The sequence below is a fragment of the Arthrobacter sp. MW3 TE3886 genome (assembly GCF_041262145.1).
Lineage (GTDB): Bacteria > Actinomycetota > Actinomycetes > Actinomycetales > Micrococcaceae > Arthrobacter.
The window spans coordinates 2,708,606-2,724,864 of sequence record NZ_JBGCAN010000001.1 but is presented as its reverse complement, the minus strand read 5'-3'; the positions used below and the strand labels follow the sequence as shown (position 1 = coordinate 2,724,864).

13 protein-coding genes are annotated in these 16,259 nt (G+C 67.6%); 5 read left to right on the top strand and 8 right to left on the bottom strand.

All coding sequences use genetic code 11. The annotated features are described in order from the left end of the window. Positions 1 to 13: 13 nt before the first annotated feature. The 3 genes from ABH915_RS12380 to tkt are packed head-to-tail and all read right to left on the bottom strand — an operon-like array spanning position 14 to position 4,952. Complete coding sequence (locus ABH915_RS12380) at positions 14 to 1,648, bottom strand: glucose-6-phosphate isomerase (RefSeq protein WP_370121653.1); 1,635 nt, start codon at positions 1,646 to 1,648, stop codon at positions 14 to 16. Positions 1,649 to 1,654: 6 nt separating this feature from the next. Further along, positions 1,655 to 2,770 (bottom strand): transaldolase, encoded by a 1,116-nt coding sequence (tal, locus tag ABH915_RS12375; protein WP_018772988.1) that lies wholly within the window; start codon positions 2,768 to 2,770, stop codon positions 1,655 to 1,657. A 1-nt stretch (position 2,771) separates the two neighbouring features. Beyond that, on the bottom strand, positions 2,772 to 4,952 hold the full coding sequence (gene tkt, locus ABH915_RS12370) for a transketolase (protein WP_370124995.1): 2,181 nt from the start codon (positions 4,950 to 4,952) through the stop codon (positions 2,772 to 2,774). 496 nt (positions 4,953 to 5,448) lie between these two features. Here tkt and ABH915_RS12365 point away from each other — a divergent pair, with 496 nt between their 5' ends. Next, complete coding sequence (locus ABH915_RS12365; RefSeq protein WP_026266346.1) at positions 5,449 to 6,411, top strand: heme o synthase; 963 nt, start codon at positions 5,449 to 5,451, stop codon at positions 6,409 to 6,411. Between the two features lie 130 nt (positions 6,412 to 6,541). Then, entirely contained in the window at positions 6,542 to 7,513 is a 972-nt protein-coding gene (locus tag ABH915_RS12360; RefSeq protein ID WP_370121649.1) for a threonine/serine dehydratase, read from the top strand. A gap of 24 nt (positions 7,514 to 7,537) precedes the next feature. Here ABH915_RS12360 and ABH915_RS12355 read toward each other — a convergent pair whose 3' ends face one another. The 5 genes from ABH915_RS12355 to ABH915_RS12335 all read right to left on the bottom strand — a co-directional run bounded on the left by ABH915_RS12355 (position 7,538) and on the right by ABH915_RS12335 (position 12,509). After that, positions 7,538 to 8,698 (bottom strand): acyltransferase family protein, encoded by a 1,161-nt coding sequence (locus ABH915_RS12355; protein ID WP_370121646.1) that lies wholly within the window; start codon positions 8,696 to 8,698, stop codon positions 7,538 to 7,540. Positions 8,699 to 8,977: 279 nt separating this feature from the next. Continuing rightward, the gene (locus tag ABH915_RS12350) at positions 8,978 to 9,481 is read right to left on the bottom strand and encodes a hypothetical protein (RefSeq protein ID WP_231386236.1); all 504 of its coding nucleotides are present in this window, start codon (positions 9,479 to 9,481) and stop codon (positions 8,978 to 8,980) included. A gap of 298 nt (positions 9,482 to 9,779) precedes the next feature. Continuing rightward, positions 9,780 to 10,724: a heme A synthase gene (locus tag ABH915_RS12345; RefSeq protein WP_370121643.1), complete on the bottom strand. Its 945-nt coding sequence runs from the start codon at positions 10,722 to 10,724 to the stop codon at positions 9,780 to 9,782. A 7-nt stretch (positions 10,725 to 10,731) separates the two neighbouring features. Next, on the bottom strand, positions 10,732 to 11,544 hold the full coding sequence (locus ABH915_RS12340) for an ABC transporter permease (RefSeq protein WP_370121640.1): 813 nt from the start codon (positions 11,542 to 11,544) through the stop codon (positions 10,732 to 10,734). Next, positions 11,541 to 12,509 carry an ABC transporter ATP-binding protein gene (locus ABH915_RS12335; RefSeq protein WP_370121637.1) on the bottom strand — a complete coding sequence of 323 codons (969 nt, stop codon included), beginning with the start codon at positions 12,507 to 12,509 and terminating at the stop codon, positions 11,541 to 11,543. The genes ABH915_RS12340 and ABH915_RS12335 overlap by 4 nt, the downstream gene beginning before the upstream one ends. Before the next feature lie 113 nt (positions 12,510 to 12,622). Between ABH915_RS12335 and ABH915_RS12330 the strand changes: the two genes are divergently transcribed. The 3 genes from ABH915_RS12330 to sufD are packed head-to-tail and all read left to right on the top strand — an operon-like array spanning position 12,623 to position 16,247. After that, entirely contained in the window at positions 12,623 to 13,498 is an 876-nt protein-coding gene (locus tag ABH915_RS12330) for a helix-turn-helix transcriptional regulator (RefSeq protein ID WP_370121634.1), read from the top strand. Continuing rightward, a complete protein-coding gene (sufB, locus tag ABH915_RS12325) occupies positions 13,498 to 14,961 on the top strand; it encodes a Fe-S cluster assembly protein SufB (protein ID WP_026537378.1) in 1,464 nt (487 codons plus the stop codon). The genes ABH915_RS12330 and sufB overlap by 1 nt, the downstream gene beginning before the upstream one ends. Beyond that, positions 14,961 to 16,247, top strand: a complete 1,287-nt coding sequence (gene sufD / locus ABH915_RS12320) for a Fe-S cluster assembly protein SufD (protein ID WP_370121630.1) — start codon at positions 14,961 to 14,963, stop codon at positions 16,245 to 16,247. Before sufB ends, sufD begins: the two co-directional genes overlap by 1 nt. The last annotated feature ends 12 nt before the right edge of the window (positions 16,248 to 16,259 follow it).

Here is a 16,259-nt window from a genome sequence, read left to right as displayed (position 1 = left end):
TTGCGTGGGTGCCTTAGCTTTCAGTGGAGGATGCGGCCTGGCCGGCGAGGGACGTGACGAGCTCCTGGAGCTGCTTCACGCCCGCGGCGCGGTCGGTGAGGTGCAGCCGGAGGACCGGACGGCCGTGCTCGGAGAGGACCTGGGCATCGCCCGCGGCCTGCGCCGAGATCAGCTCGCCGAACGTGAACGGCCGGTCCGGGATGGCCAGGTCAGCCGCGGACGCGGCCGTGACCTGCAGGAAGACGCCGATCGCGGGTCCGCCCTTGTGGAACTGGCCGGTGGAGTGCAGGAACCGCGGGCCCCAGCCGAAGGTGACCGGGCGTCCGCTGACAGCGGCCAGTTCGTCCCGGACGCCTTCGAAGCTGGCGTAGGCGAGCCGGTCGAAGTAGGCCTGCACGCTGAGGTAGTTGTCCGGGCCGAGTTCGGCGAGCAGTGCGCCGACGGCCTCTGCCGCGGTGGCGGCGTCGCCGAGCCATGCCCCGCCGCGGACCTCGATGGCGCCGTCGGTGAAATTCGCCGGTGTCGGTTCGGGCTGTGCGTCCAGCAGGCCGCGGGCAGCGATTTTAGCTGCCTCGACATCGGGCTGGTCGAACGGGTTGATGCCCAGCAGGCGGCCGGCCACGGCGGTGGCGAATTCCCACACCATCATCTGCGTGGCCAGGCCGCCGGCAATGGCGACCTCGTTCTCGCCGAGCTGCACGTCGGCGTCCGCCGCGACGAGCCGGATGACCAGGACGTCGGGAGCGCCCAGGGTGGCCTCCGGGGAGGCAGGACCGGCCACGACCGGCAGCACGCCGGTGCCGAGCTTGCCTGTGGATTCGGCGATGAGCTGTTCGGCCCAGTCGGCGAAGCCCACGATCCCGGACCCGTCCTCCGCGATGACGATCTTGTTGCGCAGCGGGGTGGTGCCGCCCAGTGCGGTGCCGAGGGCGAGACCGATGTTCTCCTCCGAGTCCTCATTGAGTATCTCGGCGGCTTCTTCGGCCTCATCCAGGAAAGCCTGGATGTCCACTCCGGCCAGCCCGCACGGGACCAGCCCGAACGCGGTCAGGGCCGAGAAGCGGCCGCCGACGTTGGGGTCTGCATTGAAGACGGCGCGGTAGCCCGCCTCCCGTGAGGCCTTGTCCAGCGGCGACCCCGGGTCGGTGACGATGATGATGCGGCTCTTCGCGTCGAGCCCGGCATCGGTGAACGCCTGCTCGAAGATCCGGCGCTGGGAATCGGTTTCCACGGTGGAGCCGGACTTGGACGAAACCACGATTGCGGTTTCGGCCAGCCGGTCCGCCACCGCGGCACTGACCTGTTCGGGGTCGGTGCTGTCCAGCACAGTCAGCTCGACGCCAGCGGTGCCCGCGATGACTTCGGGCGCCAGGGAGGAACCGCCCATGCCGCAGAGGACGATCCGCGTTACGCCCTCGGCCTTCAGCGCGTCGCGGAGTTCGAGGATGTCGCCGACCAGCGGCTGGGAGACGGTGGCCGCCTCGACCCAGCCCAGCCGGACAGCGGATTCCTGCTCTGCGTCCGGACCCCACAGGGTGTGGTCCTTCGCGAAGATCCGGGTGGCAATACGGTCTTCCAGCAGTGCCGGGAGGTGCTGCTCATGTGCCTGGCGGGCTGCGCCGGTGGCGTCGTAGCTGAGTGTGCTCATGGTGGGTTAGGAAGCCTTCCGTGCAGAGGCCAGGGCGCCTTCGACGTCGCCCAGCAGTTCCTTCCAGCTGGCCACGAACTTGTCCAGGCCTTCGGATTCGAGCAGAGCGACGACCTCGTTGTAGGAAATCCCCAGTGCGTCGAGGGAGTTCAGCGTGGCGTTGGCGTCGTCGTAGCCGCGGGTGACGGTGTCGCCCGTGACGGTGCCGTGGTCGAACGTCGCGTCGAGCGTCTTCTCCGGCATGGTGTTGACGACGCCGGGGGCGACGAGTTCGGTGACGTAGAGGGTATCCGGGTAGGCCGGGTCCTTCACGCCGGTGGAAGCCCAGAGCGGGCGCTGCGGCAGGGCGCCGGCCTCGGCCAGCAGGGCCCAGCGTTCGGTGGAGAACAGCTCCTCGTAGACCTGGTAGGCCAGGCGGGCGTTGGCCAGGCCGGCCTTGCCCTTGAGTGCCTTGGCTTCCTCGGTGCCGATGGCATTGAGGCGCTTGTCGATTTCGGCATCGACGCGGGAGACGAAGAAGGACGCGACCGAGTGGATCGTGGACAGGTCATGGCCGTTGTCCTTGGCCTGCTCGAGCCCGGACTGGAAGGCGTTGATCACGGCGCGGTAGCGTTCCAGCGAGAAGATCAGGGTCACGTTGACGCTGATGCCCTCGGCCAGGGTGGCGGTGATCGCCTCGAGGCCTTCGAGGGTTGCCGGGATCTTGATCAGGACGTTGTCCTTGTTGACCTTCTTGTACAGGTGCTTCGCTTCGGCGATGGTGCCGGCGGTGTCCCAGGCCAGGCGGGGGTCGACCTCGATGGAGACGCGGCCGTCGACGCCCTTGGTGGCCGCCGCGACGGGGGCGAACAGGTCGCAGGCGTCGGCCACGTCGGTGGTGGTGATTTCGAAGACGGTCTCCTCGACGGTGGCGCCGGCCGCGGCCTGGGCGGCGATCACGGCGTCGTAGTCGTGGCCGGCGGTGATGGCGGCGTGGAAGATCGACGGGTTGGTGGTGACGCCAACGACGTTCTTCTCTTCGATCAGCTTGCGCAGGGTGCCGGTCTGCAGGCGGCCGCGGGAAAGGTCATCGAGCCAGATCGAGACGCCGGCGTCGGAGAGCTGCTGGGTGGGGGTAGTCATTTCATAACTCCTGGAAATCATGGGTTCCGGGGGCACAACGTCCCCCGGAACCGTGGTGGTGGATCAGTTGGTGAGGCCGCGCGAGGGATTCCTTCGCGGCGGCGGCGACTGCTTCTGCCGTGATGCCGAATTCCTGGAAGAGGCGCTTGTAGTCCGCGGACGCGCCGAAGTGCTCCAGGGAGATGGAACGGCCGGCGTCGCCGACGAATTCCTTCCAGCCCAGGGCCAGTCCGGCCTCGACCGAAACGCGTGCCTTCACGGCCGGGGGCAGCACGGCGTCGCGGTAGGCGGCGTCCTGCTTGTTGAACCATTCCACGCAGGGCATGGACACCACGCGGGTGGGGATGCCCTCGGCCTGCAGCGCTTCGCGGGCGTTGACGGCGAGCTGGACCTCGGAGCCGGTGCCGATCAGGATGACCTGGGCGTCGACGGTGTTGCCGTCCTTCGACGCCTCAGCCAGGACGTAGCCGCCCTTCTCGACGCCGGCCGTGGAGCCGAAGGTGTCGCCGTCGGCCACGCCGGTGCCGCGGGCGTACGTGGGGATGTTCTGCCGGGTCAGGACGATCCCGGCGGGGTTTTCGTGGTTTTCCAGCATGGCCTTCCAGGCCGCGGCAACCTCGTTCGCGTCGCCCGGGCGGACGACGTCCAGGCCCGGGATGGCACGCAGGGAGGCGAGCTGCTCGACGGGCTGGTGCGTGGGGCCGTCCTCGCCCAGGCCGATCGAGTCGTGCGTCCAGACGTACAGCGACGGGACGCCCATGAGGGCGCCGAGCCGGATCGCGGGGCGCTGGTAGTCGGAGAAGATCAGGAACGTTCCGGAGAACGCCCGGGTGCGCCCGTGCAGGGAGATGCCGTTCACGATCGATGCCGCGGCGTGCTCGCGGATGCCGAAGTGCAGGACCCGGCCGTAGGGGTTGCCCTTCCACGCCGCGGTGGACCGGGACTTGGGGATGAATGAGGGCGAGCCTTCGATCGTGGTGTTGTTCGACTCCGCGAGGTCGGCGGAGCCGCCCCAGAGTTCGGGCATGACCGGGCCGATCGCGTTCAGGACCTTCCCGGAGGCGGCCCGGGTGGAGACGTCCTTGCCGGCCTCGAAGACCGGCAGGGCGGCCTCGAAGTCGCCCGGGAGCTTCTTCGCCTCGACGCGTTCCAGCAGTGCAGCGGCCTCGGGGTTGCCGGCCTGCCACGCCTCGAACGAGGTCTGCCAGTTGGTGCGGGCGGCCGCGCCGCGGTCCTGGACGGCCCGGGCGTGGGCCAGGACGTCCTCGTCGACCTGGAAGGCGCGTTCCGGGTCGAAGCCCAGGACCTTCTTCAGTGCCGCGACTTCCTCAGCGCCCAGGGCGGAGCCGTGGATCTTGCCGGTGTTCTGCTTCTTCGGCGCCGGGTACCCGATGATGGTCCGCAGGGAGATGATGGAGGGCTTGCCGGTTTCGGCCTTCGCGGCAAGCAGTGCGGCGTGCAGCTCCTTCACGTCTTCGACGTATTCGCCGGTCCGGGTCCAGTCGACCCGCTGGGTGTGCCAGCCGTAGGCCTCGTAGCGGGCCAGGACGTCCTCGGTGAACGCCACATCGGTGTCGTCCTCGATCGAGATGTGGTTCTCGTCGTAGATCACCACGAGGTTGCCCAGTTCCTGGTGCCCGGCGAGTGAGGACGCCTCGGAGGTGACGCCTTCCTGCAGGTCACCGTCGGAGGCGATCACCCAGATGGTGTGATCGAACGGGCTCGTGCCGGCAGGAGCGTCGGCGTCGAACAGGCCGCGCATCCGGCGCTGGGAATAGGCGAAGCCGACCGCGGAGGCCAGGCCCTGGCCCAGCGGGCCGGTGGTGATCTCCACACCCTTGGTGTGCTTGTACTCCGGGTGGCCCGGGGTCAGCGAGCCCCAGGTCCGCAGCGCCTCCAGGTCCTTCAGCTCCAGGCCGTAGCCGGAGAGGAACAGCTGGATGTACAGGGTCAGGGACGTGTGTCCGGGGGACAGGATGAACCGGTCGCGGCCCAGCCAGTCCGGGTTCGCCGGATCGTGGCGCATCAGCTTCTGGAACAACAAATACGCGGCCGGAGCCAGGCTCATCGCCGTTCCCGGGTGGCCGTTTCCGACCTTCTCCACCGCATCCGCAGCCAGCACACGGACGGTGTCCACCGCGCGCTGGTCCAAGTCAGTCCATGACAGTTCTTGCTCTTCCAAATGTGGCACGAAAACCGGGCCCCTCTCTGTGCTGACGGCCGGCGGTACGCTCTATTTTCCGCCCGGGCACAGTTCGGTGCCCGCTGCGGTTCGTACCAGCCGTTCACCATCGAAACGTTGATCTATCATTCAGACGCAGATGCAGAGCCGCGTGTCCGGCAAGTGCCTGTGTGCGTGCCCGTGTGCGCTGATCTAAGGACAGCCTAGTCCCATTCCACTTTGTGGTCAGCGTATATCTCACCAATTGGACCTGATTTCGCTTATATGAATCACCGTCCGCCGTGGGGCCGGTGAGCCGGCGTTAACGCGCCGGAATCATGGGCGCCGTTCGGCGGCCGTCCGCCCCGGAGCTCCACGGTATGATGGGTGGTGGCCTTCGACTGGGGCAAGGACACGGGCGTGCGCCGAGCGCGGAGCCCGGTCTGCAGCACAGTGCGTTGCGAAATCCACCCGGGGCTGCCCAGCCAGACAGAACTGCACAGCCAGACAGAACAGAGTGACTGCCACCGTGAGCACAACTAATACGCCGCTGAACGCCTCCCCGGCCTCGGGAAGAATGGGCTTCGGCCGCAAAGCCAAGGCCTACCTGGCGCTCACGAAACCCCGCGTCATCGAGCTCCTGCTCGTCAGCACGCTGCCCACCATGATCTATGCCGAACGTGGTTTCCCGTCGATCGGCCTGATCCTGGCGACGCTTGTGGGCGGCGCGTTCGCGGCAGGTTCGGCCGGCGCCTTCAACTGTTACATCGACCGCGATATCGACAAGCTCATGCACCGCACCGAGAACCGGCCGCTGGTCACCGGTGAGGTCACGCCCCGCGAAGCCCTCATCTTCTCCTGGCTGCTGGGCGCGGCGGCGATCGCCATCCTCTGGTTCGGGGCCAACCCGCTCGCCGCGTGGCTCGGACTCGGCGCCATCGTCTTCTACGTGGTCATCTACACCATGATCCTGAAGCGGCGCACGGCCCAGAACATTGTCTGGGGCGGCGCCGCCGGGTGCTTCCCGGTCCTGATTGCTTGGGCCGCCGTCACCAACACTGTCGAGTGGCCCGCCGTCGTGCTGTTCATGGTGATTTTCCTCTGGACCCCGCCGCACTACTGGCCGCTGTCGATGCGCTATGGCGAGGACTACCGCAACGCCAACGTGCCGATGCTGGGCGCCATTGCCGGTGCGAAAGTGGTTTCGGTGCAGGTGGTCCTCTACGCCTGGGCCATGGTGGCGTGTTCGCTGCTGATGATCCCGGCCGGCGGTGCTGGCTGGGTCTACACGGTGACCGCCGTCGGCGCCGGTGCCTGGTTCCTGTACGAGTCGCACGCGCTGTACAACCGCGCCCAGGCGGGCGACGTGTCCAACAAGGGAGCCATGAAAGTCTTCCACGGCTCCATCAGCTACCTGACCCTGCTCTTCATTGCCCTGGCCGTCGACCCCTTCGTCGGCTCGGCCATCATGGGCGGCTGATTCCTCCGTTTATCTGCCTGACGCTCCCTCACCAGTGGTGGGGGAGCGTCAGCTGTAGCAGCGGTAAGGTCCTTTCGGACCCGGGGTATCCTTACGAACCGGCCAGGCGAGACAACCTCAGGGGGAGCCCGTGATCAACCGCAGCGATGTACTTCAGGCACAGAACCGCATCAGTGGCTACGTGCGGCGCACGCCGTTGCTCCGCGGGGGTACCGCTACCGCCCCGCTGTGGTTCAAATGTGAGTTCCTGCAGCACACGGGCGTATTCAAGGCCCGGGGCGCCTTCAACCGCCAGCTCGCCGCCCGGGAGCGCGGGGAGCTTGATCCGGCCGTCGGCGTGGTGGCGGCGTCGGGCGGCAACGCGGGTCTGGCGAACGCGTACGCCGCCGCGGCCCTCGGCGTGCCGGCGACGGTGTTCGTCCCGGAGAACGCCCCGCGGGTGAAGGTCGAGCGTCTCCTCGCGTACAACGCCACGGTCCGGCAGGTTGGAGCCGAGTACGCGGAGGCTTTCGCGGCCGCAATGCACTGCGTGGAAGACACCGGTGCCTTGTTCTGCCATGCGTACGACCAACTGGAAATCGCGGCAGGCGCGGGCACCCTTGCTGAGGAAATTCTCGAGGACGAGCCCGGCACCGACACGATCGTCGTCGCCGTCGGCGGTGGCGGACTGTATGCCGGCGTGGCGGCAGCTGCCGAGGGCCGGGCCCGCGTCGTCGCGGTTGAACCCTTCACCATCCCCACGCTGCACGCGGCCCTCGACGCCGGCCGTCCGGTCGATGTGGCCGTTTCTGGTGTCGCCGCGGATTCCCTCGGAGCCAGGCGGGTGGGTGGGATCGCCTTCAGCATCGCCTCACGCGTCCCGCCGACCTCTGTGCTCGTGGACGACGCCGCCATCGTCGCCGCCCGCTCACAGTTGTGGAGCGATTACCGGATCCCCGCCGAATACGGGGCCGCGGCTGCGTTTGCGGCGCTCACGTCAGGGGCGTACACACCCGCCGAAGGGGAACGCGTCGCGGTGATCGTCTGCGGGGCGAACACCGATGCCTGCACGCTGGAGAACGATCCCGGGGCGGGCAGCGCGGGTGCGCCGGGTACCCGCTGAACAGGACCGACCGAACAGCGCCGACTAACCGTGCCGGGAGGCGGCGCTGCCGGCCTGCTGCCGGTCCGGATAGTACCGGGCCGAATAGTGCTGGTCGAAGCGGGCCCGCGCGATCCGGCCGAGCCGTTCGACGGTGTGCCAGCTGATGACCGCAATGAGCAGGGTCACCACGATGGCCGACACCGCGATGAACGGCGGCAGATCGGCCGTGGAGCCGCCGTTGAGCCAGAGAATGACGGCGTAGTTCCAGAGGTACGCGGCGTACGAGACGGTGCCCAGCAGCTGCACCGGGCGCGTCCACTTGGGCATCACTGCGGTGCGGGAGGCGGCCAGTGCGACCAGGACGGCTGAGGCGGCCATGGCCAGCGGGCCGCCAATGAACATGAAGGCCGGCGTTTCGTTGGCCTTGGGGAAGAAGATCAGCGCGGCCAGGACGGCCACGGAACCGAGCAGCGCCGCACGCCTGGGCCAGCGGCCGGTGAACCAGCTGAACACATGGACCCTGTAGAGCCGCAGGGCGGAACCGATGATCAGGCCCAGGCCCCAGGTTGTCGGGAGTGCGTAAACCAGCGAGTGAAGTTGCGGGGCCAGGGTCACCATTGCCAGCACACTGGCGGACATGAGGAACAGGGCGACGGCGGCGGACCAGCCAATCAGCCGTCCCTGGCGGTTGCGCCGCAGGGCGAGCACCAGGAGCGCGGGCCAGATCAGGTAGAACTGTTCTTCCACCGCCAACGTCCAGAGCGGTCCGATCGCCATGCTGACGTCGAAGGGCAGGGGGAGGTCTTTGAGGTAGCCAAGACCGGCGAGGACGGTGTACCCCACGATTCCCTTGGACCGGTCACCGAGGACGTCGGTGGCCAATTCGACGATGGCGTATACGCCCAGGAGAGAGACCAGGGCCGGCACCAGCCGGAAGGCCCTGTGCGCATAGAAGCGTCCGTAACGAATTTTGCGGTGCCGTTCGATGTCGCCGACCAGCACGTTGGTGATCAAGTAACCGCTCAGCACGAAGAAGGCAATGACACCCACGATGCCGGCGCCTTGGAATATGCCGGGCCAGGAATGTCCGAGCAGGACGGCGCCAACAGCGGCACCGCGAAGAACGTCCAGGCCGTCCAGCCGTGGGAGCTTTGCAGTATGTTGGACCGCCTGTGCGGGCCTTTCGCCGACTAGTAACGCCACATATCCTCCGCTGCCTCTATCTGGCCGGTTCCAATTCCAGCTGCATCAAGGCAAAACCGAGCCGTCCTTCTATCCATGGATGCGATTACGGCGCCAGTCCTGCGCCCTATCCAAGTATTCCCGCCTTGGCTGGACGAAACCTGACGCCGGCTCTGCGGCTGCCCGGCCAATGGGCAGGCCCAAAAGGGGCCACACCATCCAGTATTCCGAACGCTTTCCCGTTTGGACAAGTGACCGGCCAGTAACCTGAGGTCGAATGGGGGGAGGCCTTGGGCCTCTTTAAAGATTGTGGGCCACCAGCTCAAGCCCGATTACCAGCAGGCTCAACACGACTTCGGCGAACATGATGGCGGCCTTGTGACGCAGAGGGATCTCGAGGCGCCGGATCGCGAGGAACCCGACGACGGCGAGCGAGACAACCAGGACCACGATCGCCCACGCGAGGGCGACGGCCGTCGACCACAGGCCGAGGCCGGCTGCCGTGAGGAGGAGCAGCGGAGTGACCAGGACGCCGAGGCCGTCCGCGCTGACTGCGATCATGTGGTGCAGCTCGTCACCGGTGGGAAGCTTCGAATGAACTGTCAGGTGGCTCAGGAGATCGGCGACGAAAATCCCCAGCAGGGAACCGATCACCACGATACTGAGCGTCGCCGCCGCTGCTAGCGGCGTGGTCTCGTCCGCGTGACTCCGAAGCGCCAACACCACGGCCAGGCTCGTGAAGATGATGTAGACGCGTTCTTTGAGGCTCGCCGCGCGCTGGCGGGCTGAGGGTGAAGGAGGCACGGTCGGTTCTGTCGCTTGCATCAGAGAAGGCCTTCCGGTCAGCGTCACGGGAACGAACGAGGAAAGCCCGCGGCCGCGACGATCCATGTCCATGCCATCCCATAGTCCACCCGGAAATCCCGTCAAGGCCAGCCCCCGGGAGGTGAATGCGGTACTGAACATCGTTGCCACAGCGCCCGGACGGGTACACAGACATCAAACGCGGGGTCACTTACGGGCCGTCCGGACGTGCCGGATGGGCGGTAAGTGACCCCGCGATGCTTTGTTCAGGGGTGCTGCGGCTGATTAGTCGACCGGGTTAGTCCACCGGGCTGTAGCGGGCGATGTCCGCGGCGTTGGTCGCCGCGCTCATCAGCAGCGCCGCCGCCAGCATGTGCGCGCCGACGAGCAGCGCCGGAATGCCGTTGTAGTACTGCGTGAAGCCGATGACGGCCTGCAGCACCGTGACGCCCAGGAGCATGAACACCGCGGAGCGGAACGGCCCCTGGATCCGGCCGCGGAGCACAAGGACCAACGCGAACAGCGCGCCTGCGGTCACCAGGTAGGCGGGCACAGCGTGGATGTGCGCGAACAGGTCCCAGTCGAGGTCGTTGCGCGGGGCGTTCGCGTCGCCGGCATGCGGGCCGGCGCCGGTCACCACCACGCCAAGGCAGACGGCCACGGCGGAGAGGACCGCGACGGCGGTCATCACCGGGCGGGCAGCCCCCGGCAGGGCGGGAAGCTGCACGGTCCGGGCCTTGCCCGTGCGGCCGTAGGCACGGTTCACCAGGAGAGTCGCGAGGACCACGAGGGCCATGGACACGAGGAAGTGCAGGCCCACGACCCACGGGTTCAGCCCGGTCAGCACCGTGATGCCGCCGATGACGGCCTGGGCCGGGATGCTGGCGAGCAGGCCGAGGGCGAGCAGGAACAGGTCGCGGCGCTCCCTGCGGAGGTTCCACAGGTAGACCAGCATCATCACTGCGACGGCCGCCAGCGCAAACGTCAGGAGCCGGTTGCCGAATTCAATGATGCCGTGGATCCCCATTTCCGGGGTGGTGGCCAGGGACGCTTCCGTGCAGCGCGGCCAGGTGGGGCAGCCAAGGCCCGAGGCTGTCAGGCGGACGGCGCCGCCGGTCACCACCAGGACGATCTGGCCGATGAGGGACAGCACGGCGAGCCGCCTGATCGTCTTGTCGACGCGGACTGGCAGCCGGGAGGTGATTCCGGAGACAATCCGGGGAGTTCGTGACGCCGTGCTCACAGTTTTCTCAATTCCACTTGAACCAACGGGTTGCTGCGCCGCCGGCGATCGCCGTCCAGAGCAGCAGGACAAGCACGGCGGCACCATTGACGCTGCCGTACAGGAAAGCATCCCTCAGCGCCTGGCCCAGCGCGCCGGAGGGAAGGAAATGCACCACGGCCTGGGCCAGCGCCGGGAGCCGTTCGGCCGGGATCACGATTCCGCCCAGCGCGCCAAGCAGGATCCAGAGCAGGTTGGTGATAGCCAGGGTCGCCTCCGGCCGGACCGTCCCGGCGACCAGCAGCCCGAGTGCCGTGAAGGCGGCGGCGCCGAGGACCAGGATGGCCAGCCCGGGCAGCCAGCCCGCGGGGTTGGGCTGCCATCCCAGCACCATGGCCACCGCGGTGACGATGAGCACCTGCAGGAACAGCACCGCCAGGACGGCCAGGACCTTCCCCGCGATCAGGCCGGTGCGGCCCAGGGGAGTCGTGGACAGAAAGCGCAGCACGCCGTAGCGGCGGTCGAAGCCGGTGGAGATGCCCTGCCCCGTGAAGGCCGTGGACATGGCGCACAGGGCCAGGATGCCGGGAACGGCGACGTTGATGCGGCTCGCACCAAGTCCGTCCAGCAGCGGCGTCACGGTCAGGCCGACCATGGCCAGCAGCGGCAGCACGATCGCGAGGATCAGCTGCTCGCCGTTCCTGAGCATGGTAACGGTTTCGTACTGCCCCTGCAGCAGGATGCGGCGCAGGAGGGAAGCGGGGGCGCTGCCGTGCGCGGCAGGGGGCGCGCCGGCACGGCGCGCGCTCTCCAGCGGGGCGCCACCTGTTACGCGGGTCATCGGATCTCCCTTCCGGAGATGTCCAAAAAGACGTCCTCGAGGCTGCGCGCTTCAAGGCTCAGGGAGCTGGGCATGATCCCGCGCTGGGCCCACCACGCGGTGATCGCGGCAAGGTCGGCGGGGGTCAGGGCTCCGGTTACGGCATAACTGCCGGCCCGCGCCTCGGTGACGTCGACGCCGTCGGGCAGCACGCCGGCGAAGTCCAGGCCGGGTTCGGTTTCGAAGAGCAAGGTGCGGATGTGCTGCGCCGCGTCGCCGGCGGGCAGCTGGTGGCGCAGGAGCTGGGCGACGGTGCCTTCGGCGACGTTGCGGCCGGCGTCGATGATGTAGACGTAGTCTGCGAGGCGTTGGGCGTCGTCCATGAGGTGCGTCGTCAGGATGATGCCCATGCCGCTGTTCCGCAATTCGGAGATGAGATCGAAGACCATCTGGCGGGACTGCGGGTCCAGGCCCGCGCTGGGCTCGTCGAGGAACAGGACCTCCGGATTGCCGACCAGCGCCGCGGCCAGGGCGAGGCGCTGTTTCTGCCCGCCGGACAGGCGCCGCACGTTGGTGCGGCTGAAAGAGTCGATCCCCAGGCGTCCGATGAGTTCATCCACCGGCCAGGGGTCCTGGTACATGCCGGCGATGTGCCGCAGCAGGGGGATGGGCCGGGCCGACGGCGGCAGGCCGCCGTCCTGGAGCATCACCCCCACCCGGGCGCGGAGGCCCGCGCCGGCCGAATCCGGATCGTGGCCGAGTAGGCTGATGGCGCCGGCGGTGCGCTTTTGCAGCCCCTGGGCGCATTCGATGGTGGTGGTCTTGCCCGCGCCATTGGCGCCGAGCAGGGCCGTGACCTGGCCGCGTTCGGCGATGAGGGAGAGGCCGCTGACCACGCGCAGCATCTTGCCGTCGAGGGTGGGCAGTGGACCAACATCCTTGACAAGCCCGTTGATGGTCAGAACGGGGGATTCGGGAGATCGCACCACAGCATTCTACGCGATGTAGTACGCCGCCCCCGGAGGGGCTGGTCGCGCAGGCAAGCCATGCCTTACTGGAATGCCGGACTAAATTACGACATGATTGTGTTGTGTATTCCATGAGTCCCTCTGTGTCCGGAGCCGCTGCGTCCGCAGTCCCGTCCGGCCGCGGCGCCGCGCGCGTCGGGTCCGCCCGGGCACACGTGGCGGCCGTTCCGGACGTAGTTCCCGCGGCGGCCGGCACCCACACGCACGACGCCGAAGAGCGCACGCGTGACCGTGTCCTGAATGCGGTGCTGGAGCATGGACCCATCAGCGCTGCCGAACTCGGCGACCTTCTGGGCTTCACCCCGGCAGCCGTGCGCCGCCACCTGGACCACCTCGCGCGCAGCGGAGTGATTGAGGTCAAGCGGGTTGCCCGCGCCGGTGCCGGCGCCGGACGGCCCGCCCGCCGCTACGTCCTGAGCTCCCAGGGCCAGTCGAACCTGGGCAACGACTACCTCGACATCGCCTCCGTGGCGCTGCGCCGCCTCGGCGAGGCGGCCGGCCCCGAGGCCGTGCGGCAGTTCGCCGTCGAGCGGTTCGCCGACATGGAGCGCCGCTACGCACCGGAGATCGAGCAGGCCGGACCGGACATCACCGCCCGCGCCCAGGCTCTCTCCGCGGCCCTGAGCCGCGACGGGTTCGTGGCGTCGGCGCAGTCGATCGAAGCCAAGGCCCCGCTCCCGGCCGCGCTCTCCAGCGTCCAGCTCTGCCAGGGGCACTGCCCCATCCAGCACCTGGCTGCCCAGTTCCCCGTGTTCTGCGACGTGGAGACCGAAGTGTTCTCCCGGCTGGTCGGCGTCGACGTGCGCCGGCTGTCCACCCTGGCGCGCGGCGGGCACGTTTGCACCACCCACATACCTACGGGCCGTCCGGCCGCCGTCGGGACTCCCAGTCCCGCAGCACCGGTCAACCCGGACGAAGTATCCAACCATCTCCAAGAAAGGCCGTGATGACGGACCAACTATCAGAGAAGAAGGTTGCTGACTCTACTGTGATTTCGGAGATTCTGGAAAAGAATCCCGAGCTCCACGGAATCGGCACCTATGAATACGGCTGGGCCGACAAGAACGACGTCGGGGCCAACGCCCGGCGCGGCATCGATGAAGACGTTGTCCGCGATATTTCGGCCAAGAAGAACGAGCCGGAATGGATGCTCGACCTCCGGCTCAAGGGCCTGAAGTACTTCGACCGCAAGCCCATGCCCACTTGGGGCGCGGACCTGTCCGGCATCGACTTCGACAACATCAAGTACTTCGTGCGCTCCACCGAGAAGCAGGCCGCAACCTGGGAAGACCTGCCCGAGGACATCCGGAACACCTACGAGAAGCTGGGCATCCCGGAAGCCGAGCGCAGCCGCCTCGTCTCCGGCGTGGCCGCCCAGTACGAGTCTGAGGTGGTCTACCACCAGATCCGCGAGGACCTGGAAGCCCAGGGCGTCATCTTCCTGGATACGGACACCGCGCTGCGCGAGCACCCGGAGATCTTCCAGGAGTACTTCGGCACCATCATCCCGGTGGGCGACAACAAGTTCGCGTCGCTGAACACGGCCGTCTGGTCCGGCGGTTCCTTCGTGTACGTGCCCAAGGGCGTCCACGTGGACATCCCGCTGCAGGCCTACTTCCGCATCAACACGGAAAACATGGGTCAGTTCGAGCGCACGCTGATCATCGCGGACGAGGACTCCTACGTCCACTACATCGAAGGCTGCACCGCGCCGATCTACACCTCGGACTCGCTGCACTCCGCCGTCGTGGAAATCATCGTGAAGAAGGGCGCCCGCGTCCGCTACACGACGATCCAGAACTGGTCCACCAACGTGTACAACCTGGTCACCAAGCGCGCCATCTGCGAAGAGGGCGCCACCATGGAGTGGATCGATGGCAACATCGGCTCCAAGGTCACCATGAAGTACCCGGCCGTCTACCTCGTGGGCGAAGGCGCCAAGGGCGAGACCCTGTCCATCGCGTTCGCCGGCGAAGGCCAGCACCAGGACACCGGCTCCAAGATGGTCCACATCGCGCCCAACACCAAGAGCTCGATCATCTCCAAGTCCGTGGCCCGCGGCGGCGGCCGTGCCGCCTACCGCGGCCTGGTCCAGGTCCGCGAAGGCGCCAAGCACTCGGCCAACACGGTCCGCTGCGACGCGCTCCTGGTGGACACCATCAGCCGGTCGGACACCTACCCGTACATCGACATCCGCGAGGACGACGTCACGATGGGCCACGAGGCCACGGTCTCGCGGGTCAGCGAAGAGCAGTTGTTCTACCTGATGTCCCGCGGCATGCGCGAAGACGAGGCCATGGCGATGATCGTCCGCGGCTTCATCGAGCCGATTGCCCGCGAACTGCCGATGGAATACGCCCTCGAGCTGAACCGACTGATTGAACTGCAGATGGAAGGATCGGTCGGTTAATGACTGACATCACTACTGAAAAGGCCCGCATCGGCGCGCCCTCAGCCCAGCCGTTCATCAACGGCTTCACCGAGGAAGGCGAAAGCCTCTCACCGCTGAACGCCGCTGAGTCCAAGGCGCCGCTGGCCGGCGAAGCCGTCAAGCGCCACTCGCACGGCGGCGGCGTCGGCGTACCGGACAGCTCACGCGCGGGCCGCCTGACCTCCTACAAGCTGGCGGACTTCAAACCGCTGACCGGCATGGAGGAGGACTGGCGCTTCACCCCGCTCAAGCGCCTCCGCGGCCTGCACACCGAGGTCCTCACCGGTGCGGCACCGGCCGTGAGCGTCACCGCTCCGGACACCGTCAAGGTCGAGACCGTCGGCCGTGACGACCGCCGGATCGGCTCCGCCGCCATCCCCGAGGACCGCGTCTCCGCGAACGCCTGGGAGAACTTCACCGAGGCCACCGTCATCACGGTCCCGTCCGAGGTCCAGGTGAACGGCGAGGTCAGCGTGCTGCTGACCGGCCAGGGCACCGCCGCTTCGGCGCAGCACGTCGTGATCGTCGCGGAAAAGTTCTCCAAGTCCGTCGTCGTCCTGGACCACCAGGGCACCGCGGTCGTCTCGGAAAACATTGAAATCCTCGTTGAGGACGGCGCGCAGCTGACCGTCATCTCGCTCCAGGAATGGAACGACGACGCCGTGCACGCCTCCTCCCAGCAGGCGAAGCTCGGCCGCGACGCGAAGTTCAAGCACATCGTGGTCAGCCTCGGCGGCGACCTCGTGCGCGTCACGCCCTCGGCACGCTTCACCGCCCCGGGCGCCGAAGTGGAATTGTTCGGCCTGTACTTCGCCGACGCCGGCCAGCACCTCGAGCAGCGCCTGTTCGTGGACCACGCCGTGGCCAACTGCAAGTCCAACGTCCTGTACAAGGGCGCCCTGCAGGGCCGCAACGCGCACACCGTGTGGGTCGGTGACGTTCTGATCCGCAAGGAGGCAGAAGGCACCGACACCTACGAGGCCAACCGCAACCTGGTCCTGACCGACGGTGCCCGCGCCGATTCCGTGCCGAACCTTGAGATCGAGACGGGCCTGATCGCCGGCGCCGGCCACGCGAGCGCCACCGGACGATTCGATGACCAGCACCTGTTCTACCTGATGGCCCGTGGCATCCCGGAAGAGGTGGCCCGCCGCCTGGTGGTCCGCGGGTTCCTGAACGAGATCATCCAGAAGATCAACGTTCCGGCCATCGAAGAGCGCCTCACGGAAGCCGTCGAGCGCGAACTCGCGGCGACCAACCACTAGTGCCCAGCACTA

What these genes read in the sequence shown, in the direction of transcription:
- ABH915_RS12380 (WP_370121653.1), bottom strand. Translation starts at nt 1,648, where the DNA reads ATGAGCACACTCAGCTACGACGCCACCGGCGCAGCCCGCCAGGCACAT.
- tal (WP_018772988.1), bottom strand. Translation starts at nt 2,770, where the DNA reads ATGACTACCCCCACCCAGCAGCTCTCCGACGCCGGCGTCTCGATCTGG.
- ABH915_RS12340 (WP_370121640.1), bottom strand. Translation starts at nt 11,544, where the DNA reads ATGACCCGCGTAACAGGTGGCGCCCCGCTGGAGAGCGCGCGCCGTGCC.
- ABH915_RS12330 (WP_370121634.1), top strand. Translation starts at nt 12,623, where the DNA reads ATGAGTCCCTCTGTGTCCGGAGCCGCTGCGTCCGCAGTCCCGTCCGGC.
- sufB (WP_026537378.1), top strand. Translation starts at nt 13,498, where the DNA reads ATGACGGACCAACTATCAGAGAAGAAGGTTGCTGACTCTACTGTGATT.
- sufD (WP_370121630.1), top strand. Translation starts at nt 14,961, where the DNA reads ATGACTGACATCACTACTGAAAAGGCCCGCATCGGCGCGCCCTCAGCC.